General features: G+C 69.7%; 19 protein-coding genes. 7 read left to right on the top strand and 12 right to left on the bottom strand.

The genetic code is table 11. The features are described from left to right. Window positions 1-146: 146 nt before the first annotated feature. From ACF07N_RS15720 to ACF07N_RS15700, 5 genes are all read right to left on the bottom strand, one after another. Window positions 147-1,109: an anti-sigma factor family protein gene (locus ACF07N_RS15720; protein ID WP_392112814.1), complete on the bottom strand. Its 963-nt coding sequence runs from the start codon at window positions 1,107-1,109 to the stop codon at window positions 147-149. Then, window positions 1,106-1,825: an RNA polymerase sigma factor SigM gene (sigM, locus tag ACF07N_RS15715; RefSeq protein ID WP_392112811.1), complete on the bottom strand. Its 720-nt coding sequence runs from the start codon at window positions 1,823-1,825 to the stop codon at window positions 1,106-1,108. The genes ACF07N_RS15720 and sigM overlap by 4 nt, the downstream gene beginning before the upstream one ends. 25 nt (window positions 1,826-1,850) lie before the next feature. Next, a complete protein-coding gene (locus ACF07N_RS15710) occupies window positions 1,851-3,569 on the bottom strand; it encodes a protein kinase family protein (RefSeq protein ID WP_383327405.1) in 1,719 nt (572 codons plus the stop codon). A 139-nt stretch (window positions 3,570-3,708) separates the two neighbouring features. Beyond that, window positions 3,709-5,979, bottom strand: coding sequence for a murein biosynthesis integral membrane protein MurJ (gene murJ, locus ACF07N_RS15705; protein ID WP_392112801.1), 2,271 nt, complete (start codon window positions 5,977-5,979; stop codon window positions 3,709-3,711). A gap of 43 nt (window positions 5,980-6,022) precedes the next feature. Then, entirely contained in the window at window positions 6,023-8,413 is a 2,391-nt protein-coding gene (locus ACF07N_RS15700; RefSeq protein ID WP_392112798.1) for a DUF6049 family protein, read from the bottom strand. A gap of 256 nt (window positions 8,414-8,669) precedes the next feature. Here ACF07N_RS15700 and ACF07N_RS15695 point away from each other — a divergent pair, with 256 nt between their 5' ends. After that, window positions 8,670-10,115, top strand: a complete 1,446-nt coding sequence (locus tag ACF07N_RS15695) for a CCA tRNA nucleotidyltransferase (RefSeq protein ID WP_392112796.1) — start codon at window positions 8,670-8,672, stop codon at window positions 10,113-10,115. 97 nt (window positions 10,116-10,212) lie between these two features. On the opposite strand, the gene ACF07N_RS15690 is transcribed toward ACF07N_RS15695, so the two are convergent. From ACF07N_RS15690 to ACF07N_RS15675, 4 genes are all read right to left on the bottom strand, one after another. Next, entirely contained in the window at window positions 10,213-10,725 is a 513-nt protein-coding gene (locus ACF07N_RS15690; RefSeq protein WP_383341848.1) for a hypothetical protein, read from the bottom strand. A 110-nt stretch (window positions 10,726-10,835) separates the two neighbouring features. Further along, entirely contained in the window at window positions 10,836-12,110 is a 1,275-nt protein-coding gene (locus ACF07N_RS15685) for an MFS transporter (protein ID WP_392112793.1), read from the bottom strand. An 89-nt stretch (window positions 12,111-12,199) separates the two neighbouring features. After that, window positions 12,200-13,282: an inositol-3-phosphate synthase gene (locus ACF07N_RS15680; protein WP_383327423.1), complete on the bottom strand. Its 1,083-nt coding sequence runs from the start codon at window positions 13,280-13,282 to the stop codon at window positions 12,200-12,202. A gap of 44 nt (window positions 13,283-13,326) precedes the next feature. After that, complete coding sequence (locus tag ACF07N_RS15675) at window positions 13,327-14,001, bottom strand: helix-turn-helix transcriptional regulator (protein ID WP_383327426.1); 675 nt, start codon at window positions 13,999-14,001, stop codon at window positions 13,327-13,329. 414 nt (window positions 14,002-14,415) lie between these two features. Here ACF07N_RS15675 and ACF07N_RS15670 point away from each other — a divergent pair, with 414 nt between their 5' ends. Together ACF07N_RS15670 and ACF07N_RS15665 are read left to right on the top strand one after the other, a co-directional pair. Continuing rightward, window positions 14,416-17,073, top strand: a complete 2,658-nt coding sequence (locus tag ACF07N_RS15670; RefSeq protein WP_392112789.1) for a transglycosylase domain-containing protein — start codon at window positions 14,416-14,418, stop codon at window positions 17,071-17,073. Window positions 17,074-17,193: 120 nt separating this feature from the next. Beyond that, window positions 17,194-18,705: a glycosyltransferase family 87 protein gene (locus ACF07N_RS15665; RefSeq protein ID WP_392112786.1), complete on the top strand. Its 1,512-nt coding sequence runs from the start codon at window positions 17,194-17,196 to the stop codon at window positions 18,703-18,705. A gap of 87 nt (window positions 18,706-18,792) precedes the next feature. Here ACF07N_RS15665 and ACF07N_RS15660 read toward each other — a convergent pair whose 3' ends face one another. The 3 genes from ACF07N_RS15660 to ACF07N_RS15650 all read right to left on the bottom strand — a co-directional run bounded on the left by ACF07N_RS15660 (window position 18,793) and on the right by ACF07N_RS15650 (window position 21,515). Then, window positions 18,793-19,824, bottom strand: a complete 1,032-nt coding sequence (locus ACF07N_RS15660) for an alanine racemase (protein WP_383327434.1) — start codon at window positions 19,822-19,824, stop codon at window positions 18,793-18,795. A 98-nt stretch (window positions 19,825-19,922) separates the two neighbouring features. Then, window positions 19,923-21,044 carry a peptidoglycan bridge formation glycyltransferase FemX gene (gene femX / locus ACF07N_RS15655; RefSeq protein WP_383327437.1) on the bottom strand — a complete coding sequence of 374 codons (1,122 nt, stop codon included), beginning with the start codon at window positions 21,042-21,044 and terminating at the stop codon, window positions 19,923-19,925. 165 nt (window positions 21,045-21,209) lie between these two features. After that, complete coding sequence (locus tag ACF07N_RS15650; protein ID WP_383327440.1) at window positions 21,210-21,515, bottom strand: hypothetical protein; 306 nt, start codon at window positions 21,513-21,515, stop codon at window positions 21,210-21,212. A gap of 263 nt (window positions 21,516-21,778) precedes the next feature. Between ACF07N_RS15650 and rpsF the strand changes: the two genes are divergently transcribed. From rpsF to rplI, 4 genes are all read left to right on the top strand, one after another. After that, window positions 21,779-22,069 (top strand): 30S ribosomal protein S6, encoded by a 291-nt coding sequence (rpsF, locus tag ACF07N_RS15645; RefSeq protein WP_003991486.1) that lies wholly within the window; start codon window positions 21,779-21,781, stop codon window positions 22,067-22,069. Between the two features lie 69 nt (window positions 22,070-22,138). After that, complete coding sequence (locus tag ACF07N_RS15640) at window positions 22,139-22,726, top strand: single-stranded DNA-binding protein (protein WP_392112781.1); 588 nt, start codon at window positions 22,139-22,141, stop codon at window positions 22,724-22,726. 45 nt (window positions 22,727-22,771) lie between these two features. Then, window positions 22,772-23,008 carry a 30S ribosomal protein S18 gene (rpsR, locus tag ACF07N_RS15635; RefSeq protein WP_003949403.1) on the top strand — a complete coding sequence of 79 codons (237 nt, stop codon included), beginning with the start codon at window positions 22,772-22,774 and terminating at the stop codon, window positions 23,006-23,008. Between the two features lie 18 nt (window positions 23,009-23,026). Then, window positions 23,027-23,473 (top strand): 50S ribosomal protein L9, encoded by a 447-nt coding sequence (gene rplI / locus ACF07N_RS15630; protein ID WP_094054815.1) that lies wholly within the window; start codon window positions 23,027-23,029, stop codon window positions 23,471-23,473. Window positions 23,474-23,517: the final 44 nt, after the last annotated feature.

The raw sequence follows: 23,517 nt of genomic DNA, 5'->3' as shown, positions 1-23,517 counted from the left end.
TGCGTCGTTCGACCGGTGGGAGCTGCTTTCGGAACTCTCACCCCACCCAACGGATCCTAAGGGGCGCGCATTCCCGCTGTGTCCGGGCACACGGAGAAGCACCCGCGGGCCGGACACCACCCAGGGTGTGGACGAAGCGCTGGTGTTCAGGGAGACGGGTAGCTGCGCTCCAGGAGGACCTTGCCCTGGGAGGAGGCGTCCTTCTGATCCACACAGGTCGCGTCGACGATGTACGCGGTGACCCGGGTGGCGTCGGCGGCGTCGGGAAGCAGCACGAGCATCGCCTTCTTCCCGTGGTACCTGCCGTTCTCGACGGCCAGGGCAGCGTCCTCGCGCCCGATGCCTTCACGCACACAGCCGGGCACGACGACCCCCTGAAAGACCTTGGGCTGGTTGACGCCGGGGCCGGTGGCCGCGCCGAAGGGCGTGCGGGAACCACCGTCTCCCTCGGTCTCGCCCGTGTCGTCGGAGAGAAGATCGGTGACCTGGCTCTGCAGTTTCCCCTCGGAGAAGGTGTCCCCGGCGGTGGTGTGCGAACCGCCTGCCGTGTCGCGTCCGGGCCGGCCGTCGCCGAGGGACGACAGCAGAACGGATCCCAGCCCGAGGGCGGCCACGGTGAAGGCGGTCCCCAGGACCGCGATCCTGCGACGTCCGATCCGGGTGCGTCCCTTGCGGCCGGGCCCGGTGGTCGAGGAGCGGGGACGCCCGGCGGGCCGGTCGGAAGGCGTCGATGTTTCACGTGAAACGTGAGCGCCGCCGTCACCGGAACCGGAGCTGGGGCCGGACTCGGAGCCACTGTCGGTGTCGAGGGCCTCCGCAGGCGCGTCAGGGTCCGTCGGCGTCTCCGGTCGCGTGGCGGTCAGCAGGGCCTCGGCGGCCAGTGCGGCATCGATGCGCCCGGCGACGTCGGCGGGCATGCGCGGCGGACCGGGCAGGGTGCCGAGCAGTCCGCGGATCTCCTCCAGGGACGCGTAGACATCCGCGCAGAGCTCGCACGCGTCCAGGTGCCGGCGCAGTTCGCGGCTCCGGGGCGGGGGGAGAAGCCCTTCGGCGAGGTCGGAGATCTCCGCGACGTCCGGGTGCCCGGCCATGTCGGTCGTCGACGTCACGCTCGTCCACCTCCGCCCTTCACTGCAGCTGGGTCACTCGGTCCTGGGTCCGGCGGTTCCGCTGGGCGCGGTCCCGCTGCGGGTGGGACGGCCGGACCCGGCGTCCGGTTCCGTTCCGGGCCCGCCTTCTTGCCGCTGCCGTCCGGCCGGAGGTGGGTGAGCAGCGGCAGGAGTCTGGCTCTGCCGCGTGCGCACCGGCTCTTCACCGTGCCGGTCGGCACTTCGAGGATGCGGGCCGCCTCCGCGACGGGGTAGCCCTGCATGTCGACCAGGACGAGGGCCGCGCGCTGGTCGGCCGGCAGCGTGCCCAGCGCCTCGATGAGCTGCCGGTGCAGATCGTTGCGCTCCGCGGGTGCCGAGGCCGACTCGTGCGGCTCGAGCAGCTGCTCCAGGCGCTCGGTGTCGTCGACAGGCGAGGTCTTGCGGGAGGCCGCCTTGCGGGCCCGGTCCAGGCAGGCGTTCACCGTGATCCTGTGCAGCCACGTCGTGACGGCCGACTGGCCCCGGAAGGTGTGCGCGGCCCGATAGGCGGAGACGAGGGCGTCCTGGACCGCGTCAGCGGCCTCCTCGCGGTCCCCCAGTGTCCTCAGGGCGACCGCCCAGAGCCGATCGCGGTGGCGCCGGACGAGCTCACCGAAGGCGTCGGGGTCGCCCTCGACATGCCGGGCGAGGAGGTCCTGATCCGTCGCACCGCCGAACTCGGCGCCGTCCCCCATCGGACCCCCTCCCCTCGGTCGGCTCTCAGCCCGTGAACTTCACTTCGGTGATCGCCTGCTTGTAGCCCGCGTCACTGAAGTTGGACGGGTCGGAGCCCGAGTAGGGCAGGGCCGTCAGCCAGACCAGGACGTACCGGCTCTTCACCGGCTTGTCGACGGTGATCTTCGCGGAGGTGCTGCTCGACGTCACCGAGCCGAGCTTCTTCATGGAACTCAGCGGGGTGGCGGAGCCGAGGGAGCCGGTCGCGTACAGCTCGGCCGTCGTGTGGTCGCCGCCGTACCGGAGCGACAGGGTCGCGGACGAGACCTGCTGCTCGGAGCCGAGGTCGTAGACGATGCCGACGCCCGGCTTTATCACCATCTTCGGACCGTCGAGGTAGCTGTTGGTGCGCCAGGCCGTGGACGGGTCGCCGTCGTAGGTCTTGCCGACGTCGGCGGCGTGCTGGGCCTCGCCCTTGGCGACGTACTCCTCGGAGCCCTTGACCGCGATCGGCTTCGGGGCCGGACGGTTCTTGTTCTTGTCGCCGCCCTCGTTGTTCTGCGTCTTGGTGGGATCCTCCGCCTTGCCGCCCTGGTCCATGAGGGCGTCGGCCAGCTGCCAGCTGCCGAGGCCCAGTGCGGCGATCAGCAGGGCGGACACGGCCCACTTGAGGGCCTTGCCGGTGCGGCTCTGCAACGGGGGCGGCGGCGCCGCGATCGGCTGGGGGGCGCCGGGACGGGGGGCCTGGCGGCCGTACGTGCCCTGCTGGTACGTCGTGCGCTGGTACTCGGGCGGGGCGGTGAACGCGGGCTCCGGCGGGCGGATGCGGGGCATCTCGCCGATCGCCTTCACGAGCTCCTCCGGCGTCGTGCACGGCGACTCGTGCCGCGAGGCGGTGGCGCCGTCGTTGGCGAGGGCGCGCATGGAGAGCTCGGACAGGCCGCGGTGGACTCCGGCCCGCACCTGGTCCGGCGCGATCAGCCCGATGTCCTTCGGCAGGCCCGACAGCCCATAGGCGTCGCTCTCGTACGGCCAGCGCTGGGTCAGCGCCGCGTACAGCAGGGCGCCGATGGCCTCCGTGTCGGTGCGCTGCGGGGTGTCGGACGAGACGCCGCGCAGGGCGGCGTTCACGGCGAGGCCGCGGATGCGCCACTGACCGGTCGAGGCGCGCAGGACGGCGTTGGGGTTCAGGCGCAGATGGGCGAGGCCCTCACGGTGGGCGGCGGCCATGGCGGCGGAGACCTGGCTGACCATCTGGTAGGCGTCGTACGGCTCCAGCGGCCCGGAGGCGAGGAGCGTGGTCAGTTCCGTCGCGTCGGGGAGCCACTCGTGGACCACGTAGACGAGGTCGTTCTCCTCCACCGCGTCCAGCACCTGGACGAAGCGCGGGTCGCCGAGGAGCGCGGAGGAGCGGGCGGCGGCCAGGACGGACCGGGCCCGCGCGTGGTCCGCGGGCAGGATGTGCACGCCGACGGCACGGCGGAGCTTCTCGTCCACGGCGCGCCAACTGCTGAAACCGTCCAGACGGGTGACGCACTCCTCGAGGCGGTAGCGTCTGGCGAGTTTGTGGCCACTGTGCAGTTCAGGCGTCGAGGTCTTTCCGGAACCGTCGGTCCGGGTGCTCTCCTGTACCTCGTCGCTGTCCGTGTCCCGCTCCCGGTTCTTGGCCACCCCGTCGGCCGTGGACTGGTCCGCCTGTGCGGTCAGCGACGACTCGCCGCTGTTGTCTGCCACGTCGACGGCAGCCGTACTCCGTTCCGCCACCGTCGTTCCTGCCTCCCCATCCATTGCGCGCCGGCCGGCATCCGTTGCGCGCCGTCCGACGCCGAAACCAATTGTGCCCACAGTCCGCCGCTATGCACGACACGCGGTGGCTGACGATGGTTGTGCGCCTCCCCCTTCCTCAGCGTCCCAGGCGCCCGCGGACCATGCCGACCAGCGAGTTCAGCTCCTCGATGCGCATGCGGCGGGCGGCGACGAAGAAAACAGCGAGCAGGACGGCGCCACCGGCGAACACCGCGGCGAGCGAGCCCGCGACGCCCTGGCCGAGCGTGTGCCCGATGCCGTAGACGGCCGCGCCGCTGAGCAGGGCGGCCGGAACCGAGGCGATGCACAGCCGGGCGTAAGTCCGCAGCACACGGGCGCCGTCGAGGTCCCCGCCCAGCCGCTTGCGCAGCCGGCGCCAGGCGACGCCGACGCCGATCGCGTAGGCCAGTCCGTAGGAGGCGGCCATGCCGACCACGGCCCAGCGGGACGGGAGGAGGAAGTAGCAGGCCGCCGAGGCACCGGCGTTGACCGCGGCCACGATGACCGTGTTGTAGAAGGGGGTTCGGGTGTCCTCGTAGGCGTAGAAGGCCCGCAGGACCACGTACTGCACCGAGTACGGGATCAGGCCCAGGCCGAACGCCATCAGCATGAAGCCCATGTTGGTGGCCTCGCTGGTGCCCGAGGAGCCGAACATGAGCGTGCACATCGGGATGCCGAGGGAGAGGAAGCCGAAGGCGATCGGCACGATCGCGACGGCCGTGTTGCGCAGGCCCTGCGAGATGTCGTCGCGGACCGCGCCGCCGTCGCCCTCGGCCGCCGAGCGCGACAGGCGCGGCAGCAGGGCGGCCATGAGGGAGACCGTGATGATGGCCTGCGGCAGGCCCCAGATCAGCTGGGCGTTGGCGTAGGCGGCGAAGCCGGTGCCGTCGACGGGCGAGGCCTTGCCCGCCGCGGTGGACAGCTGGATGACGATCATGGCGCCCGCCTGGTTGGCGAGGACGAACAGGACCGTCCACTTGGCGAGCGTGACGGCCTTGCCGAGTCCCTGGCCCTTCCAGTCGAAGCGCAGCCGCAGCCGGAACCCGGTCTCGCGCAGGTAGGGGATCATCGCCAGCGCCTGGACCACGAGGCCGAGCAGGACGCCGACGCCGAGCAGGCGCTGGCCCTCCGGCGGGATGGTGGTGACCTTCATCCCCGAGTCGGCCGCCGTGCCGTAGACGTAGATGAACATGCCCAGCGTCACGATGATGACGATGTTGTTCAGGACCGGGGTCCACATCATCGCGCCGAACTTGCCGCGGGCGTTGAGGATCTGGCCCATCACCACGTGGATGCCCATGAAGAAGATCGTGGGCAGGAAGAACTGGGCGAAGGTGGTGGCCACCTGGTTCGCCGCGGGGTCGCTGGCGACCGGGTCGGACAGCACGCGGATCAGCAGGGGCGCGCCAAGGACGGAGAGCGCGGTGAGGCCGCCCAGCGTCACGATGACCAGGGTCAGCAGCCGGTTGGCGTACGCCTCGCCGCCGTCCTCGTCGTTCTTCATGGAGCGCACCAGCTGCGGTACGAACACGGAGTTGAGACCGCCGCCGACGGTGAGGATGTAGATCATGGTCGGCAGCTGGTAGGCGACCTGGAAGGTGTCACCGAGAAGGCCGACGCCCAGGGCCGAGACGATCAGCGCCGAACGGACGAAGCCGGTGAGGCGGGAGACCATCGTGCCCGCCGCCATCACGGCGCTGGACTTCAGCAGGCCGGCGGCTCGGCCGGTCTTCTTCGGGGCCGGCGACGCGGCGGGTTCCTGGTCCGGGTGCGTGTCCGTCACGGGCGCCGTCGCCGCGGTCTGCTCGGGTCCCGGGTACGGTCCCTGTGCCGTGGGCGCCGGGGACGGGCCGGGGACCGAGGGCGACGCGTAGGACGGGTGGCCGCTGCTCTGCTGCTGGTCGCGGAAGAGATGCGCGAAGGCGTCCGGTTCCTGGCGCGGCTCGCCCGCCTGGGAGACGAGGTCGTCGACGCCCACGTACTGCGTGGTGCGCGGGTCGTCGCCATAGGGCAGGTGCCGCGTCGCGCCGTCCGGCTCGGGCGCGGGTGTCTGGGCCCACACCCGCGGGTCGGGGGCGTACGCCGACTGCGGCGGCTGGCCGTACAGCTGCTGCTGGGGCTGGTAGGTGCCCGGGGCGGGCGGAGGGTGCGCGGCGCGGTCGTAGAGCGCCTCGCCCACCGGGTCCTGGGCGGAGAGGTCGTGCGCCTGGTAGGGGTCCGGGGCGTAGGCGTCCTGGAGGTACATGTCCGCGGGCGGCTGCGGCGGTACCTGACCGTGCTCGGCGGGCGAGCCCTCGGGCCCGCCCGGTTCGGGGTGGCCGGGGCTGCCCGCGGCACGGCCGCGGTCACCGTCGTACGGCGCGTTCATGGTTACCCCACCTCATCGTCCCGGGCCCACCGGCCACGACATCTCAACGGTCCACTCTCTCACCCGTGCCGGACGGGTCGGCGCTTTCCGCTGCGGTGTCCGGCTCCGGGTCACTCGGCTGCTCCGGGGCGTCTGCCCGGGAGCCGTCCTCGGATCCGTCCGTGAGACGGTCGCCTGCGGTGTGCGGGTTCTGCTGAGCACCGGCCTCTTCCCGGGGCTCTCCGGCGGGCTCCTCCGGCTCGGCGGCCTCGCGGGCGGCGGCGCGCTTGCGCTGGGTGTACATCCGGAAGCCGGCCAGCACCAGGAGCAGGAAGCCGCCGCCGATGACCAGCATCACGGTGGGGGTGACCTCGGTGACCTTCACCTCGAAGTCGACGGGGTCGCCGTAGGGCCGGCCGTCCTCCGTGTACAGCTGGGCGACCACTTCCGCCCGGCCGTTGGCGTTGGCGGACGTGGTGAACTTCACCGACTGGCTGTGGCCGCCGTTGACCGCGACGGGCTGCTCCTCGTAGGCGAAGTCGCCGATCTTGAGCCGGGTCGGGTTCTTCGACGTGAGCCGCAGCTCCAGGTGCTCGACGCCCTGCACCAGGTTGTTCTGGACGGTCACGGGGATCGTGGCGCTGCGGCCGGAGAGCTTGGTCTCCGTCTTCTCGATCAGCTTGACCCCGTTGATGAGCCCGTCGAGGTAGGACTCGATGTCGTGGCGGTAGCCCGCCGCGGCGATGTCCCGTCCGCGCCACGACGTGGACATCTCGCGGTTCATGGCCCGCCCGAACGGGGTCACCACACGGGACTGGATGGTCAGGATGACCTTGAACTTGTCGAGGCTGCCCTGCGTCCGGGCGATCTGCTCGAACGCGTCGCGCGGCAGTTCCTGCTTGCGCAGGTCACGAGGGTACGCGGACGCCGGCGGCACCTTCGTGTTCGCCGCGGGGTCGGGCTTGGCCCTGGCGGCGTCCGCGAGGTCCTGCGACTCGGACCAGTTCCCGTCCTGCAGGGCGGTCAGCGCTTCGGCCATGGCCTGGGCCTGGCCGACGGAGGGCATCCGCTGCGGGGCGACGACGACGCTGCGCTGCTTGCCGGTCTGCAGGCCCAGCGTCAGGCTCTGGGCGAGGAAGCGCTGCACGGCGAGCGTGGACGCGGAGGCCTTCGTCAGGTCGCCCTGGAACGGCGTGGACATCCTGGCGTCCGCCACGACCGCCGTGGTGCCGCCGCCGATGGGCCGGGCCGCCGAGGGCGTGTAGGAGAGGCTGTCCTGGAGGCTGTCGCTGCGGGCGATCACCTTGTCGGCGCCCGCGGACGTCGCCACCTTCACGATCGACGGGTCGACGGCACCGTTCACGGGCCAGGCGAAGTCCGTGTTCGGCTTCACGTGGAGGATCGTCTCCACCGTGTCGTCGACGACGTCGGTGGCCTCCTTGAGGTGGCTCAGCGAGCCGGTGACGCTCGTCCCGTTGTGGGCGAGGGAGGCCAGGTCGGGGTCGCCGAACGGCAGGGCGACGACCTCCTTGTCCGCGACCGCCCGCTGGAGCTCGGTCAGCCACTGCCTGGCCCGCTCCTGGTTCCTGCCGGGGGTCGTGGTGCCGTCGTCGGCGCGGACCTCGTAGCTCCTCGTCATGGCGTCGACGGAGGCCAGCAGGTCGGGGTCGACCACCCAGGTGACGTCGAGGCCCTTGCCCAGGGACACCATCTGCTCCAGGCGGCCGCCCGGGGCGATCTCGGCGGCGAGTTCCTCGTCGCGGAAGACCGGCGTCTGCTGCTCGTTCGATCCCGTCTCGGCGGCCATGTGGGAGGTGGAGACGAGCGGCCACAGGAACGTGGTCTTCGTCTTCGTGCCGGCCTCCTCCGGCTGCCACGGCAGGAACGTGCGCTGGATGCCGAGGACCTGGTCCCAGGGCTGGGCGGAGGTCTCCCCGGAGAGCGTGACACCGAGCTGGTAGACGCCGTCCCCGCCGAGGTCCAGCTCGTCCACCGGCACGGAGATGCTGAAGGGCTCCGCGACACCCGGTGTGAGCCTGGGGAACTTCTCGGTGTACTTGCCGCCCACCTTCTCACCGGCCGGGCCCTGGACGTCGTCGCCCTTCGCGGCCAGGGTGTCGATGGACGAGCGCGTGTCGATCCGCGGGCCCACCCGCAGGTCGACGTGGGCGTCGGTGACCGCCTGCCTGCCCTTGTTGGTGACCGTGCCGGACACCGTCACCGTGTCCCCCTCGGTGGGGACGCTGGGAGTGAGCGAGTCGACCGCGACGGAGACCGAGCCGGCCCCGGAGACGGCCTGCGGGGACTCCTGGCCCGCCGCGTCCGCCGGCGTCGCGCCGGGCAGCTGGAGCAGCCCTGCCAGCAGGGGCGCACCGGCGAGCAGTGCCCCGGTGCGCCGTAGCCAGCGGCGGGCAGGTGAGGCACTGGTCCCCTGGAAGTCTGCCGCGTCGGCCACGCGCTCGCCCGTCCCTCGTCGTCGTCAGTGGTCGTCGGAATGTGCGTCCACGCATGGTAACGATGCGCGCTGAGGGGAAGTGCCGCGGTCCGACCCACAAGATCGCGGGCCGAGGCCCCGCTGTCCGGTATGCCGCCAGCAGAAGGGACACGGTTCTTTTGCCCTGCGAGGCAGCTCTTGCGAGGGTATGGGGGACGTGTCCCCGCCCGGTAATCGGGGAGCTGAGGGGCGCCCGGGCCACGTACCCTCTTCTGTTGTGCCGAACGCCAACGAAGAAACGTCCCGTGTCCTGAGCCAGGTGCAGCACCGCGCGGTGAGCGAACTCCTGCGGGTCGCCCCTGTCGCCGACGACCTCGCCCGTCGCTTCCAGGAAGCCGGGTTCTCACTCGCCCTGGTCGGCGGCTCGGTCCGGGACGCGCTGCTGGGCCGGCTCGGCAACGACCTCGACTTCACCACCGATGCCCGCCCCCAGGACGTCCTGAAGATCGTGCGCCCCTGGGCGGACGCCGTCTGGGAGGTCGGCATCGCCTTCGGCACGGTCGGCGCGCACAAGGGTGGCTACCAGATCGAGGTGACCACCTACCGGTCGGAGGCGTACGACCGGACCTCGCGCAAGCCCGAGGTCTCGTACGGTGACTCGATCGAGGAGGATCTCGTCCGCCGCGACTTCACCGTCAACGCGATGGCCGTGGCGCTGCCGGAGAAGGAGTTCATCGACCCGCACGGCGGCCTGGAGGATCTCGCGGCACGCGTGCTGCGCACGCCCGGCACCCCGGAGGAGTCCTTCTCGGACGACCCGCTGCGGATGATGCGGGCCGCTCGGTTCGCGGCGCAGCTCGACTTCGAGGTCGCTCCCGAGGTCGTCGCCGCGATGAAGGAGATGGCCGGGCGGATCGAGATCGTCTCGGCCGAGCGGGTCCGGGACGAGCTGAACAAGCTGATCCTGTCCCCGCACCCGCGTAAGGGCCTGTCGCTGCTCGTGGACACCGGCCTCGCGGACCATGTGCTGCCCGAGCTGCCGGCCTTGCGTCTGGAGCGTGACGAGCACCACCGCCACAAGGACGTCTACGACCACACGCTGATCGTGCTGGAGCAGGCGATGGCGCTGGAGGACGACGGCCCCGACCTGACGCTGCGGCTGGCGGCTCTACTGCATGACATCGGCAAGCCGCGCACGCGGCGCTTCGAGAAGGACGGCCGGGTCTCCTTCCACCACCACGAGGTGGTCGGAGCGAAGATGACCAAGAAGCGCATGACCGTGCTCAAGTACTCCAACGAGCTGGTGAAGGACGTCTCCCGGCTGGTCGAACTCCACCTGCGGTTCCACGGCTACGGCACCGGCGAGTGGACGGACTCCGCGGTCCGCCGCTACGTCCGTGACGCCGGACCGCTGCTCGACCGTCTCCACAAGCTGACCCGTTCGGACTGCACCACGCGCAACAAGCGCAAGGCGGCGGCCCTGTCCCGGGCGTACGACGGTCTCGAGGAGCGGATTGCCCGGCTGCAGGAGCAGGAGGAGCTGGACTCCATCCGCCCCGACCTCGACGGCAACCAGATCATGGAGATCCTGGGCGTCGGTCCCGGTCCGGTCGTCGGGCGGGCGTACCAGCACATGCTGGAGATGCGGCTGGAGAACGGGCCGATGGAGCACGACGCGGCGGTCTCGGTGCTCAAGGAGTGGTGGGCCGAGCAGGAGAGCTGAGTCAGGGAACGGGGTCATGTTTCACGTGAAACATGACCCCGGGAACGGATCAGGGGGGCGGTGTTTCACGTGAAACACCGCCCCCCTCCGCTCCGCGTTACTTCTTGTAGTCCTGCAGGCAGAGCAGGAAGTCCTTGCCGTCACCGCTCTCGGTGTACGTGTACTGGAAGTCCTTCGCCTCGGCCTCGCACTTGCTCGACGCCAGGGTCTCCGTCAGGTACGAGCCTTCGATCTTGGCGAGCACCTTGAACTGGGCCTTGGCGTCGCTGCACTCGACGACCTCGAGGTCGGGGTTGTTGTCGTTGGTGCTGCCGCGGTGCATGCAGTCGCCGACCGCCGCCGTGTTCGCGTCGTCCCGGCTGGTGATCCAGCCACCGATGGCGATGCCCGCCACCGCGACGACGATCACGATGTTCTTGATGGTCTTGAAGCTCAGCTTGCGGCCGGACGGCTGCGGCGGGACCGGGGCGTATGGATTGGCGCCCTGCGGCGGGATGCCGGGCTGGCCGGGCTGCTGGGGGTAGCCGCCCTGCGGCGGGTAAGGAGCCTGGGGCTGACCCGCGGGCTGGTTCTGCGCGAACGGGTTGCCCTGGGGCGGCGGAGTAGACACTTGGGGGTCCCCCTAAAAACATGGATGAGTGACGCGAACATGTCGCGAGATAAGACCCACGTAAGGTAGCGGTCCCCACTGACAGCGCAGTAGTCAGGAGTGGCTCTGTGTCATTGATGTGACACTGACTCACGGCCAAACCGGGCCATAGCGGCAGCTACTGCCGCGTAGATAACGGCGATCGTGATCACCAGTGGCAGGGACCGGCCGTCCGGCGGCAGCATCAGGGCGGCCACGGCGGCCGCTCCGACGAAGAAGACGTTGAACAGGACGTCGTAAACCGAGAAGATCCGGCCACGGAAGCCGTCGTCGACGGAGGACTGGACGATGGTGTCCGTGGCGATCTTCGCGCCCTGGGTCGTCAGGCCCAGGACGAACGCCGCCGCCAGCAGGGGCGCGGTCGCGAACGGCAGCCCCAGAGCGGGCTCCAGCAGGGCCGCCGAACCGGCGCACACGACGATCCAGCGGCCCGGTCCGAGCCGTCCCGCGGTCCAGGGCGTCACCACCGCCGCCGCGAAGAAACCGGCACCGGAGACACCCAACGCCAGTCCCAGCAGGGCGAGTCCGTCGTCCGTGGCCGACGTGAGGGCGTACCGGCACAGCATCAGCAGCATGACGAGCAGGGCGCCGTAGCAGAACCGCATGAGGGACATCGCCGCGAGCGCCCAGGCCGCCTCCCGGCGGGGCGGTGCGGCCAGGTGCCGTACGCCTGCGACGAGTTCGCGCACCGTGCCGGTGAGGGCCGTGCCGATCCGTACGCGCGGAGTCCGGTCCGGCCCAAGGAGGTCCCGCGCCATGCTCAGCGTCGCCAGGGCCGCGCACAGGTACAGCCCGGCCGCCACGAGCACGACAGCGGCGTCGGAGTCCGCCACCACCAGACGGACGGCGAAAGCGAGGCCGCCGCCCGCCGTCGCGGCCAGCGTTCCGGCGGTCGGCGAGAGGGAGTTGGCGAGGACGAGGCGCTCGGTGTCCACCACGCGCGGCAGGGCCGCGGACAGGCCGGACAGGACGAAGCGGTTGACGGCGGTGACGCACAGCGCGGAGACGTAGAAGAGCCAGTCCGGCGCCGGGCTGAGCATCAGCAGGGCCGTCGCACAGGCCAGCAGGGCCCGCAGCAGACTGCCGTTCAGCAGGACTTGGCGGCGCCGCCAGCGGTCCAGCAGGACGCCGGCGAAGGGGCCGACGAGCGAGTACGGCAGCAGCAGCACGGCCATGGCGGAGGCGATCGCGGCCGCGGAGGTCTGCCGCTCCGGGGAGAAGACGACGTAGGCGGCGAGCGCGACCTGGTACACACCGTCGGCACCCTGGGAGAGCAGACGGACGGCGAGCAGGCGCCGGAAGCCCTGGAAGCGCAGCAAGACGCGCAGGTCACGGACGACGGCCATGGGGCCCAGCCTCACATACGGGGAGGGTCCCCGGGCCATACGACCCGGGGACCCTCACAGCCCTGGCAGGAGCGACCGGTTGCGGCGCGTCAGCGCTCGACCTCACCCTTGATGAACTTCTCGACGTTCTCGCGGGCCTCGTCGTCGAAGTACTGCACGGGCGGGGACTTCATGAAGTAGCTCGACGCCGACAGGATCGGGCCGCCGATGCCGCGGTCCTTGGCGATCTTCGCGGCGCGCAGGGCGTCGATGATGACACCGGCGGAGTTCGGGGAGTCCCAGACCTCGAGCTTGTACTCCAGGTTCAGCGGGACGTCACCGAAGGCGCGGCCCTCGAGGCGGACGTAGGCCCACTTGCGGTCGTCCAGCCAGGCGACGTAGTCGGACGGGCCGATGTGGACGTTGCCCTCGCCCAGTTCGCGGTCGCGGATCTGGGAGGTGACGGCCTGAGTCTTGGAGATCTTCTTCGACTCGAGGCGGTCGCGCTCGAGCATGTTCTTGAAGTCCATGTTGCCGCCGACGTTCAGCTGCATCGTGCGGTCCAGGACGACGCCCCGGTCCTCGAAGAGCTTCGCCATGACGCGGTGCGTGATGGTGGCACCGACCTGCGACTTGATGTCGTCGCCGACGATCGGGACACCCGCCTCGGTGAACTTGTCCGCCCACTCCTTGGTGCCGGCGATGAAGACCGGGAGGGCGTTGACGAAGGCGACCTTGGCGTCGATGGCGCACTGGGCGTAGAACTTCGCCGCGTCCTCGGAGCCGACGGGCAGGTAGCAGACGAGGACGTCGACCTGCTGGTCCTTGAGGACCTGCACGACGTCGACGGGCTCCTCGGCGGACTCCTCGATCGTCTCGCGGTAGTACCGGCCCAGGCCGTCGAGGGTGTGGCCGCGCTGGACCGTCACGCCGGTGTGGGGCACGTCGCAGATCTTGATGGTGTTGTTCTCGGAGGCGCCGATGGCGTCCGCGAGGTCGAGGCCGACCTTCTTGGCGTCCACGTCGAACGCGGCGACGAACTCGACGTCGCGGACGTGGTAGTCGCCGAACTGGACGTGCATCAGGCCCGGCACCTTGGCCGCCGGGTCGGCGTCCTTGTAGTACTCGACTCCCTGTACCAGCGACGCTGCGCAGTTGCCCACGCCGACGATGGCTACGCGAACCGAACCCATTCCGGTTGCTCCCTGTGTGTACGAGTGAGGCCCGCGGCGGGCTCTCACGTGGCGGTGTCGCCGGGCGTATCCGGCCGGGGGTCGTCCCCCGGCCGGGGCAGGCCGCCCGGCGCTCCAGATGTGGTGTCACGCGAACCGGGCTCCCCGATGGCGGGGCCCTTGAGGTCCCGTCCCGCCCGTTCGCTCTCGATCAGCTCGTTCAGCCAGCGCACCTCGCGCTCCACGGACTCCATCCCGTGGCGCTGCAGTTCGAGCGTGTAGTCGTCGAGCCGCTCCCGGGTGCGGGCCAGGGAGGCGCGCATCTTCTCCAGGCGCTCCTCCAGGCGGCTGCGGCGGCCTTCCAGCACACGCATGCGTACGTCGCGTGAGGTCTGCCCGAAGAATGCGAAACGGGCGGCGAAGGTCTCGTCCTCGTACGCGTCCGGCCCGGTCTGCGAGAGCAGCTGCTCGAAGTGCTCCTTACCCTCCGCCGTCAACCGGTAGACGATCTTGGCGCGGCGGCCGGTGAGGGGCACGGCCTCGGACTCGTTCCCCGGTTCCTCGATCAACCAGCCGTTGGCGACCAGCGTCTTGAGGCAGGGGTAGAGCGTCCCGTAGCTGAACGCGCGGAACACGCCCAGGGACGTGTTGAGGCGTTTACGCAGCTCGTAGCCGTGCATCGGAGATTCGCGGAGCAGGCCGAGTACGGCGAACTCGAGGATGCCGGAACGCCGGCTCATCGTCGCCCCCTCTCCGCCCGGTGCGCGGGTCTCCGTCGGTGTATCGCTCCGATGTCTCGGGGCGATGTGTCGAGCTGATGTATCGACTCGATACATCACGACGATAGAACGGCCTTCCGGATGCGACAAGAGGGGGTGTGGTGAACGGGATCACATCACCGATTCATCGGACGCGAGTTGCCTGATTTGAGGTGAACTTCGGGGCTCGGCAGGTTTTGACGGTGCGTAGTCTGTGCGCCATGCACATCACCGGGAACCGAGTGACGCCTGAGAGCGTCGTCGTCCTCGGTGCAGTACGGGTGCATGCGGGACCGATGAATGCGGAGCCGACCGCATCCGTACTTCGGGGGGACCGGAAACCAGCCGCCGTTTCCAGGCGCGCAAGGGTGCGCCTGCCCGAGGAGTAGTCGTTCGATGAGCGAGCACCGTCGCAAACCGCCGCAGCCGCAGGGAGGCGGACGTGCCGCGGCCCGACGCGGCCAGTCCGGCTCGTCCTCCGGCCGCCGCGCGGCACCGCGAGGCGCCACCGGGTCTCCGTCCGACTCCTATGGGTCGGACTCCTACGGCTCAGGGGGTGAGGAGCGCGCGTACGGCGGCCGTGCCGAGGCCCGGCGTGCGGCGCAGAAAAGTGGGGGCGGCCGCCGGAGAGCGGCCGAGCCGCCGCGGGGCGGCCGGCGTGGCGCCGCCATGGGCGCGGCCGGGGCGGCCGCCGGCCGGGGCCGGGGACGCGCTGCCGCCGTCTCCGACAAGAAGCGGCTGATCGACTACCCGCGGGCCGGCAAGTACGGCTGGCAGCGCTGGATGCCGTCCTGGAAGCTCGTCTCCGGTCTGTGCATCGGCTTCTTCGGCAGCCTGGTGGCCGTGGCGGGTATCGGGTACGCCATGGTCGGCGTCCCCAGCGAGGAGAACGCGGCGGCCCTGTCGCAGAACAACGTCTACTACTGGTCCAACGGCCAGCAGATGGTCGCGACGGGCAGTGGCCAGAACCGGCAGAACGTCACGATCGACCGGATCCCCAAGGCCATGCAGGAGGCCGTGATCTCGGCCGAGAACAAGACCTTCTACCAGGACTCCGGCGTCGACCCCATGGGCATCGCGCGGGCCCTGGCGAACATGGCCCGGGGCGGTGACACGCAGGGTGGTTCGACGATCACCCAGCAGTTCGTGAAGAACACCTACCTGAGCCAGGAGCAGACGGTCTCCCGCAAGTTCAAGGAGATGTTCATCTCCATCAAGGTGGGCACGAAGCTCGGCAAGAAGGAGATCCTGCAGGGCTACCTCAACACCTCGTACTACGGGCGCGGCGCCTACGGCATCCAGGCCGCGGCCCAGACGTACTACGGCAAGGACGCCCATGAGCTCAAACCGAGCGAGTGCGCCTTCCTCGCGGCCCTGCTCAAGGGCCCGACGTACTACGACCCGGCGGGCAACGAGAGCCTCGACCCGGCGGCGAACGCCAAGGACAACCGCAAGCGGTCGGAGGAGCGCTGGGCCTGGATCCTCGAGCAGATGCACAACGACGACAAGCTCACGGACGCCCAGTACCAGGAAGCGATCAAGGAGTACCCCGAGCCTCAGGGCCGCAAGGCCACCAAGGGCATGACCGGCCAGATCAGCTACCTGGTGGACACGGCCAAGAAGTACGTCCTGAACCACTCCAACATCACGGAGCAGCAGTTCGACCAGGGCGGCTACCAGATCAAGACGACCTTCGAGAAGAGCAAGGTCGAGGCGCTGGCCGCGGCCGTGAAGAAGATCGAGAAGGAGAAGCTGGACCCGAAGAAGCGTGAGCTGGACAAGCACGTCCAGTTCGGCGCGGCGTCGGTGAAGCCCAAGGACGGTGCGATCGTCGCCCTGTACGGCGGCGCCGGCTACGAGAACGGCCACTTCAACAACAACGCGGACACGTCGGGTGTCCCCGTCGGTTCGACGTGGAAGCCGTTCGTGCTGGCGGCGGCCATGGAGCACGGCACCTACCGCAGCGACGGTCCCCTCTCGCCGCTGAGCAAGTACAACGGCAACGACCACCTCAAAATCACGAACAACGACGGTTCCTATGTCCTGAAGAAGGACAACACGCCGTTCTACCAGGAGAACGAGAGCGACCGCCCCTGGGGCTACATCACCCTGCGCAAGGCGATGGAGCAGTCCGTCAACACGCCGTTCGTGCAGCTCGGCATGGACGTGGGGATGAGGAACGTGCGGGACGTGGCCGAGAAGGCCGGAATCCTGGACGCCAGCTTCGCCACGCTCAACCCGTCGTTCGCGCTCGGTACCTCCACTCCCAGCGCGATCCGCATGGCCGACGCCTACGCGACGTTCGCCGCGGCCGGCAAGCAGGCCGCTCCGTACTCGGTGACCAGCGTCAAGTTCAACGGCCAGGAAGTCGACGGGTTCGAGAAGCCGAGGATCACGCAGGCGATGCCCGAGAACGTGGCGAACAACGTCACGGACGTCCTGGAGAACGTCATCCAGAACGGTACGGGCAAGAACGCGCTGTCCCTGGGCCGTACGGCGGCCGGCAAGACCGGTACGACGGACGAGAACAAGTCGGCCTGGTTCGTCGGCTACACGCAGCAGCTGTCGACGTCGGTCGCGATGTTCCGTGAGGACCCCAAGAGCGCGAAGCTGCTCTCCATGAACGGCACGGCCGGCGAGGAATCGATCCACGGTGGTGACGTCCCGACGCTGGTGTGGACCGAGTACATGAAGGCCGCGCTCAAGGGCAAGCCCGACCTCGGGTTCCCGGACGCCGAGCCGATCGGTGACGTCCAGGACGCGGTAGGCGCCCCGTCGCCGACGCCCACTCCCGTGGAGACGCCGAGTGAGACGCCGAGCGAGACGCCCAGCGCCACGCCCAGCGAGACACCGACCTCTCCGTCGCCCTCGCCGAGCGACTCCTGTGGCTTCTTCGGCTGCGAGGAGGACGGCGGCGGACAGAACGGCGGAGCGGACAACGGGGGCACCGACGGAGGAGCCAGTAGCGAGCCCTCGCCGACCGACACCAACCTCGACGGCGGCAACACCAGAGGCAACGGCAACGGAGGCATCTTCGGAGGCCCCGCCGGATAGCCAGCCGATCGCCCGGCTTGGGTGTTTCACGTGAAACACGCTGTTTCACGTGAAACGAGGGCCGCCGTACCCGACGCGGGTACGGCGGCCCTCGCCGTTTCGCGGGACACGTACGGCAGGATGTGCGACATGCCCAGTGCAGAAACGACGCCAGGGAGCGTCCATGAGCCGGACCCGGTGCGGCCGACCCAGGAGGACGAGGTCGCCGCGGCCGGCAGCGAGCTGATCGGCGGCCCGCTCGGGCGGCGCGCCCTGCTCGGGGCGTCCTGGTGGACTCCCGTCCGGGTGATCGCCCTGGTGGCCATCGGGATGTTCGCCCTCGGCCTGGTCCAGAAGGCGCCCTGTTACAACGGCGCCTGGTTCTTCGGCGCCAGCTCGCAGTACACGCACGCGTGCTACTCGGACATTCCGCACCTGTACCAGGGGCGGGGCTTCGCCGACGGGCTCGTGCCCTACTTCGACCGGCTCCCCGGTGACATGCAGTACCTGGAGTATCCGGTGCTGACCGGCGTCTTCATGGAAGTCGCCTCCTGGCTCACGCCCGGCAGCGGCACCATCCAGGACCAGGAACAGTGGTACTGGATGGTCAACGCCGGGATGCTCATGGTGTGCGCCTCCGTCATCGCCGTGTGCGTGACCCGCACCCACGCGCGGCGCCCCTGGGACGGCCTGCTGGTCGCCTTGGCGCCGGCCTTCGCGCTGACGGCGACGATCAACTGGGACCTGCTGGCCGTCGCTCTGACGGCCGCGGCGATGCTGATGTGGTCACGCGGCCGTTCCCTCGCCTTCGGCGTCCTGCTGGGGCTCGCCACGGCCGCCAAGCTCTATCCCTTCCTGCTCCTGGGACCGCTGCTGGTGCTGTGCTGGCGCGCCGGCCGATGGCGTGAGTACGCCACGGCCGTGGGCGGCGCGGTCATCGCGTGGGTCGTCGTGAACGGGCCGGTGATGCTGTTCGCGTTCGAGGGCTGGTCGAAGTTCTACACGTTCAGCCAGGAACGGGGCGTCGACTTCGGTTCCTTCTGGCTGATCATGGCGCAGAACTCGGACGACCCGCTGGCCACCGACACCGTGAACACCCTGGCCACGCTGCTGATGCTGGGGTGCTGCGCGGGTGTCGCGGCGCTCGCGCTGACCGCTCCGCGCCGTCCGCGGTTCGCCCAGCTCGCCTTCCTGATCGTGGCGGCGTTCATCCTCACCAACAAGGTCTACTCGCCGCAGTACGTGCTGTGGCTGGTGCCCCTGGCCGCCCTCGCCCGGCCCAGGTGGCGGGACTTCCTGATCTGGCAGGCCTGCGAGGTGGCGTACTTCCTGGGGATCTGGCTGTACCTCGCCTACACGACCAGCGGGGACGCCCACAAGGGACTGCCCACGGACGGCTACCACTGGGCCATCGCCCTGCACCTGCTGGGCACGCTCTACCTGTGCGTGATGGTCGTGCGCGACATCTTCCTGCCGGACCGGGACCCCGTGCGCAGGTCCGGTGGCGACGACCCCTCGGGCGGCGTGCTCGACGGTGCCGAGGACGTGTTCGTCCTGGGACCCGCGGGCCGCTCCCGACGCGAGGCGGAGGCCCGCACCGAAGGGCCGCCGATCGAGTGGGGCAAGCGGGAAGCCGCGGGCGGTCCACACTGAGCGAACCGGGCACGAGCCGTCACCGGGAACGCGGAAGGCCGTACAGGGAGAACCTGTACGGCCTTCGTGCTGTCCCGGCTGCGGCGGTCAGCGGTCCACGAGCCGGTCGAACTGGGTCGTGGTGTGCCGCAGATGGGCCACCAGCTCGTCGCCGACCTTCGGCTCGGGCGCGTCCGCGGGCACGAACAGGATCGACACCTGCATGTGCGGCGGCTCGGCGAACCAGCGCTGCTTGCCGCCCCAGACGAAGGGGGAGAGGTTCCGGTTCACCGTCGCGAGGCCGGCGCGGGCGACGCCCTTGGCGCGCGGCATGACGCCGTGCAGCGCCTTGGGGGCCTCCAGACCCACCCCGTGCGACGTTCCGCCCGCCACGACCACCAGGAAGCCGTCGGAGGCGGCCTTCTGCTGCCGGTAGCCGAAGCGGTCGCCCTTGGCGACGCGGGTGACGTCCAGGACGGCGCCGCGGTACTCGGTGGCGTCGTGGTCCCCCAGCCACAGCCGCGTGCCGATACGGGCCCGGAACCGGGTCTGCGGGAACTGCTGCTGAAGCCGGGCGAGGTCCTCGGCCTTGAGGTGGCTGACGAACATCGTGTGCAGGGGCAGCCGGGCCGCGCGGAGCCGGTCCATCCAGCCGATGACCTCCTCGACCGCGTCCGACCCGTCGGTGCGGTCCAAGGGCAGGTGGAGGGCGAAACCCTCCAGCCGGACGTTCTCGATGGCGGCGTGCAGCTGGGCCAGGTCCTCCTCGCCGATGCCGTGCCGCTTCATCGAGGACATCACCTCGATCACCACGCGGGCACCGACGAGGCCGTAGACCCCGTCTATCGACGAGACCGAGCGGATGACCCGGTCTGGCAGCGGCACCGGTTCCTCTCCGCGCCGGTAGGGCGTCAGCACCAGCAGGTCTCCGCTGAACCAGTCCTTGATCCGGGCGGCTTCGTACGTCGTGCCGACGGCGAGGACGTCCGAGCCCAGCCGCGTGGCCTCCTCCGCCAGCCGCTCGTGCCCGAAACCGTAGCCGTTGCCCTTGCAGACCGGCACCAGGCCGGGGAACTGCTCCTGCACGTGCTTGTGGTGCGCCCGCCAGCGCGCGGTGTCGACGTAGAGCGTGAGCGCCATGGCCGGACCTGGAACCTTTCTCGTGGTCGCCGTGAATCAGCGTTGCGGTGGAACAGCGGTTGCCGTGTGTCAGAGGTATCGAAGCACTGAACGGAACATCAGCGACGCGACATGTAGATGTCGAGCGCCTTGTGCAGCAGCTTGTTGAGCGGGAAGTCCCACTCGCCGAGGTACTCGGCCGCCTGGCCGCCGGTGCCCACCTTGAACTGGATCAGGCCGAAGAGGTGGTCGGTCTCGTCCAGGGAGTCCGAGATGCCGCGCAGGTCGTAGACGGTCGCGCCGAGCGCGTACGCGTCGCGCAGCATCCGCCACTGCATCGCGTTCGACGGCCGGACCTCGCGGCCGATGTTGTCGGAGGCGCCGTAGGAGTACCAGACGTGGCCGCCGACGATCAGCATCGTGGCCGCCGACAGGTTCACGCCGTTGTGCCGGGCGAAGTACAGCCGCATGCGGTTGGGGTCCTCGGTGTTGAGGGCCGTCCACATGCGCTGGAAGTAGGACAGCGGGCGCGGCCGGAAGTGGTCGCGCACGGCCGTGATCTCGTACAGCCGCTGCCATTCCTCGAGGTCCTGGTAGCCGCCCTGGACGACCTCGACGCCGGCCTTCTCGGCCTTCTTGATGTTGCGGCGCCACAGCTGGTTGAAGTTCTTGTGGACCTCTTCCAGGGAACGGTTCGCCAGCGGCACCTGGTAGACGTAGCGCGGCTGGACGTCGCCGAAGCCGGCGCCGCCGTCCTCGCCCTGCTGCCAGCCCATGCGGCGCAGCTTGTCGGCCACCTCGAAGGCACGCGGCTCGATGTGGTCGGCCTCGATGTCCCGCAGGCGCTTGACGTCAGGGTTCTGGATGCCCTGCTTGATGGAGGCGGCCTCCCAGCGGCGGATGATCACCGGCGGGCCCATCTTCACGGAGAAGGCGCCCTGCTGCTTCAGGTGCGCCAGCATCGGCTCGATCCACTCCTGCAGATTCGGCGCGAACCAGTTGATGACCGGGCCCTCGGGCAGGTACGCCAGGTAGCGCTTGATCTTGGGCAGCTGCCGGTAGAGGACCAGACCCACGCCGACCAGCTCGCCGGTGCGGTCGTCGAACCAGCCGAGGTTCTCGGAGCGCCACTCCGCCTTGACGTCAGCCCAGGCCGGGACCTGCATGTGGCTCGCCGACGGCAGGCTCTGGATGTAGGCCAGATGCTGCTCTCGACTGATGGTCCTCAGGGTCAGGCTCATTCGGGGCGCTCCTCGGGCTGGTGTGTCCCCATGGGTTCAGGGGCTCCGGCTCTCGCGCGAAGCCTACTGCGCCGTGGGAGCGCGCTGTTTGGGCGTACGGAACCTTCGCCCCGGCCCGAGGACGGCCGGGGCGCCGGCCGGTGTTCCGAGGAGGGGGTTGCGGCGTCAGCCGATGAGGCCGCCGTGCATCATGCCCAGGAAGAAACCCACGCCTGACGCGCCCAGGCCCACGATCAGGCCGAAGCGCTCACGGGTCGTCTCCGAGATCCACTGGCCGTACGCGCCCGTGAGAATGCCCACCAGGCCGGCCCAGGAGCTGAGCACGTGGAGGTCGTCGCTGATGATCGCCGTGAGGAACGCGGTGAGGCCCAGCACCACGGTCACCGCGAGCAGCGTGTCCTGGAGGGGGTGGGGCTTGCCGTCCGTGGCGAAGAGGCCGCCGGCGGTGTTGGGTCGCAATACCTGTGCCATAGGGCACCTCCTGCGAAAGTCGGCGCATCGTAGCGCCATACACACCCGATGCGTACAGATTGGCCGCCTTCGCGCCCGGATTTCAACCGGAAGCCACCCTGCGGGTAGTCTGTACCGTCCGCACCGGTGTCTGCCCACGTCGTGACGAGGGCTTCTCCACAGAACCCCTGATTGTCAGTGGTGGCCGATACCGTTGCTACGCATCACAACCCTCCTGCCACGGAACGACCGTGGCCGCTGAGTCCAAAGGAGGTGGGTTCCACATGCGTCACTACGAGGTGATGGTCATCCTCGACCCCGACGTCGAGGAGCGCGCTGTCTCCCCGCTGATCGAGAACTTCCTCTCTGTCGTCCGTGACGGCGGCGGAAAGGTCGAGAAGGTCGACACCTGGGGTCGTCGTCGTCTCGCGTACGAGATCAAGAAGAAGCCCGAGGGCATCTACTCGGTCATCGACCTGCAGGCCGAGCCTGCGGTCGTCAAGGAGCTCGACCGCCAGATGAACCTGAACGAGTCGGTCCTCCGGACCAAGGTCCTCCGTCCCGAGACCCACTGAGCTCCGGCTCAGCCGATCCCGGGATTCGAGTAGCAAGCAGCCAGAGCAAACCCGCCGAGAGGTTCCCCCATGGCAGGCGAGACCGTCATCACGGTGGTCGGCAATCTTGTCGACGACCCCGAGCTGCGCTTCACCCCCTCCGGTGCGGCCGTCGCGAAGTTCCGTGTCGCGTCCACTCCCCGCACCTTCGACCGCCAGACCAATGAGTGGAAGGACGGCGAGAGCCTGTTCCTGACCTGCTCGGTCTGGCGTCAGGCGGCGGAGAACGTCGCGGAGTCGCTCCAGCGAGGCATGCGCGTCATCGTGCAGGGCCGGCTGAAGCAGCGGTCCTACGAGGACCGTGAGGGCGTCAAGCGCACGGTCTACGAGCTGGACGTCGAGGAAGTCGGCGCCAGCCTGCGCAACGCCACGGCCAAGGTCACCAAGACCAGCGGCCGGAGCGGCGGCCAGGGCGGTTACGGCGGCGGCGGTGGCGGCGGCCAGGGTGGCGGCGGCTGGGGCGGCGGCCCCGGCGGCGGTCAGCAGGGCGGCGGCGCTCCTGCCGACGACCCGTGGGCGACCGGCGCTCCCGCCGGTGGCAACCAGGGCGGTGGCGGCGGCTGGGGTGGAAACTCCGGCGGCGGTGGCGGCGGCTACTCGGACGAGCCTCCCTTCTAAGGGTCGGCTCGTACCCACACTTCTTGATCACACAGGAGAATCACCATGGCGAAGCCGCCTGTGCGCAAGCCGAAGAAGAAGGTCTGCGCTTTCTGCAAGGACAAGGTCACGTACGTGGACTACAAGGACACGAACATGCTGCGGAAGTTCATTTCCGACCGCGGCAAGATCCGTGCCCGCCGCGTGACCGGCAACTGCACGCAGCACCAGCGTGACGTCGCCACGGCCGTCAAGAACAGCCGTGAGATGGCGCTGCTGCCCTACACGTCCACCGCGCGATAAGGGAAGGGTGACCGACACATGAAGATCATCCTCACCCACGAGGTCTCCGGCCTCGGCGCCGCGGGCGACGTCGTCGACGTCAAGGACGGCTACGCTCGCAACTACCTGATCCCGCGGAAGTTCGCGATCCGCTGGACCAAGGGTGGCGAGAAGGACGTCGAGCAGATCCGTCGTGCTCGCAAGATCCACGAGATCCAGACCATCGAGCAGGCCAACCAGGTGAAGGCCCAGCTCGAGGGCGTCAAGGTCCGTCTGGCCGTCCGCTCCGGCGACGCCGGTCGTCTCTTCGGTTCCGTCACCCCGGCCGACATCGCTTCCGCGATCAAGGCTTCCGGTGGTCCCGAGGTCGACAAGCGCCGCATCGAGCTGGGCTCGCCGATCAAGACGCTGGGCGCTCACGAGACGTCCGTGCGTCTGCACCCCGAGGTTGCCGCCAAGGTCAACGTCGAGGTCGTCGCGGCCTGAGTGCCGCGCTCGCTGAAGCAGTGAGCGGTGGGGTCGTGCCCTTC

This window comes from Streptomyces sp. NPDC015242, from assembly GCF_043079125.1.
In the GTDB taxonomy this organism is placed as follows: domain Bacteria; phylum Actinomycetota; class Actinomycetes; order Streptomycetales; family Streptomycetaceae; genus Streptomyces.
This window is presented reverse-complemented; position numbering and strand designations above follow the sequence as displayed.

Coding starts and splice junctions, on each gene's coding strand:
- sigM (WP_392112811.1), bottom strand. CDS start 1,825: ATGGGGGACGGCGCCGAGTTCGGCGGTGCGACGGATCAGGACCTCCTC.
- murJ (WP_392112801.1), bottom strand. CDS start 5,979: ATGAACGCGCCGTACGACGGTGACCGCGGCCGTGCCGCGGGCAGCCCC.
- ACF07N_RS15685 (WP_392112793.1), bottom strand. CDS start 12,110: ATGGCCGTCGTCCGTGACCTGCGCGTCTTGCTGCGCTTCCAGGGCTTC.
- ACF07N_RS15680 (WP_383327423.1), bottom strand. CDS start 13,282: ATGGGTTCGGTTCGCGTAGCCATCGTCGGCGTGGGCAACTGCGCAGCG.
- ACF07N_RS15675 (WP_383327426.1), bottom strand. CDS start 14,001: ATGAGCCGGCGTTCCGGCATCCTCGAGTTCGCCGTACTCGGCCTGCTC.
- ACF07N_RS15670 (WP_392112789.1), top strand. CDS start 14,416: ATGAGCGAGCACCGTCGCAAACCGCCGCAGCCGCAGGGAGGCGGACGT.
- ACF07N_RS15665 (WP_392112786.1), top strand. CDS start 17,194: ATGTGCGACATGCCCAGTGCAGAAACGACGCCAGGGAGCGTCCATGAG.
- ACF07N_RS15660 (WP_383327434.1), bottom strand. CDS start 19,824: ATGGCGCTCACGCTCTACGTCGACACCGCGCGCTGGCGGGCGCACCAC.
- femX (WP_383327437.1), bottom strand. CDS start 21,044: ATGAGCCTGACCCTGAGGACCATCAGTCGAGAGCAGCATCTGGCCTAC.
- ACF07N_RS15650 (WP_383327440.1), bottom strand. CDS start 21,515: ATGGCACAGGTATTGCGACCCAACACCGCCGGCGGCCTCTTCGCCACG.
- rpsF (WP_003991486.1), top strand. CDS start 21,779: ATGCGTCACTACGAGGTGATGGTCATCCTCGACCCCGACGTCGAGGAG.
- ACF07N_RS15640 (WP_392112781.1), top strand. CDS start 22,139: ATGGCAGGCGAGACCGTCATCACGGTGGTCGGCAATCTTGTCGACGAC.
- rpsR (WP_003949403.1), top strand. CDS start 22,772: ATGGCGAAGCCGCCTGTGCGCAAGCCGAAGAAGAAGGTCTGCGCTTTC.
- rplI (WP_094054815.1), top strand. CDS start 23,027: ATGAAGATCATCCTCACCCACGAGGTCTCCGGCCTCGGCGCCGCGGGC.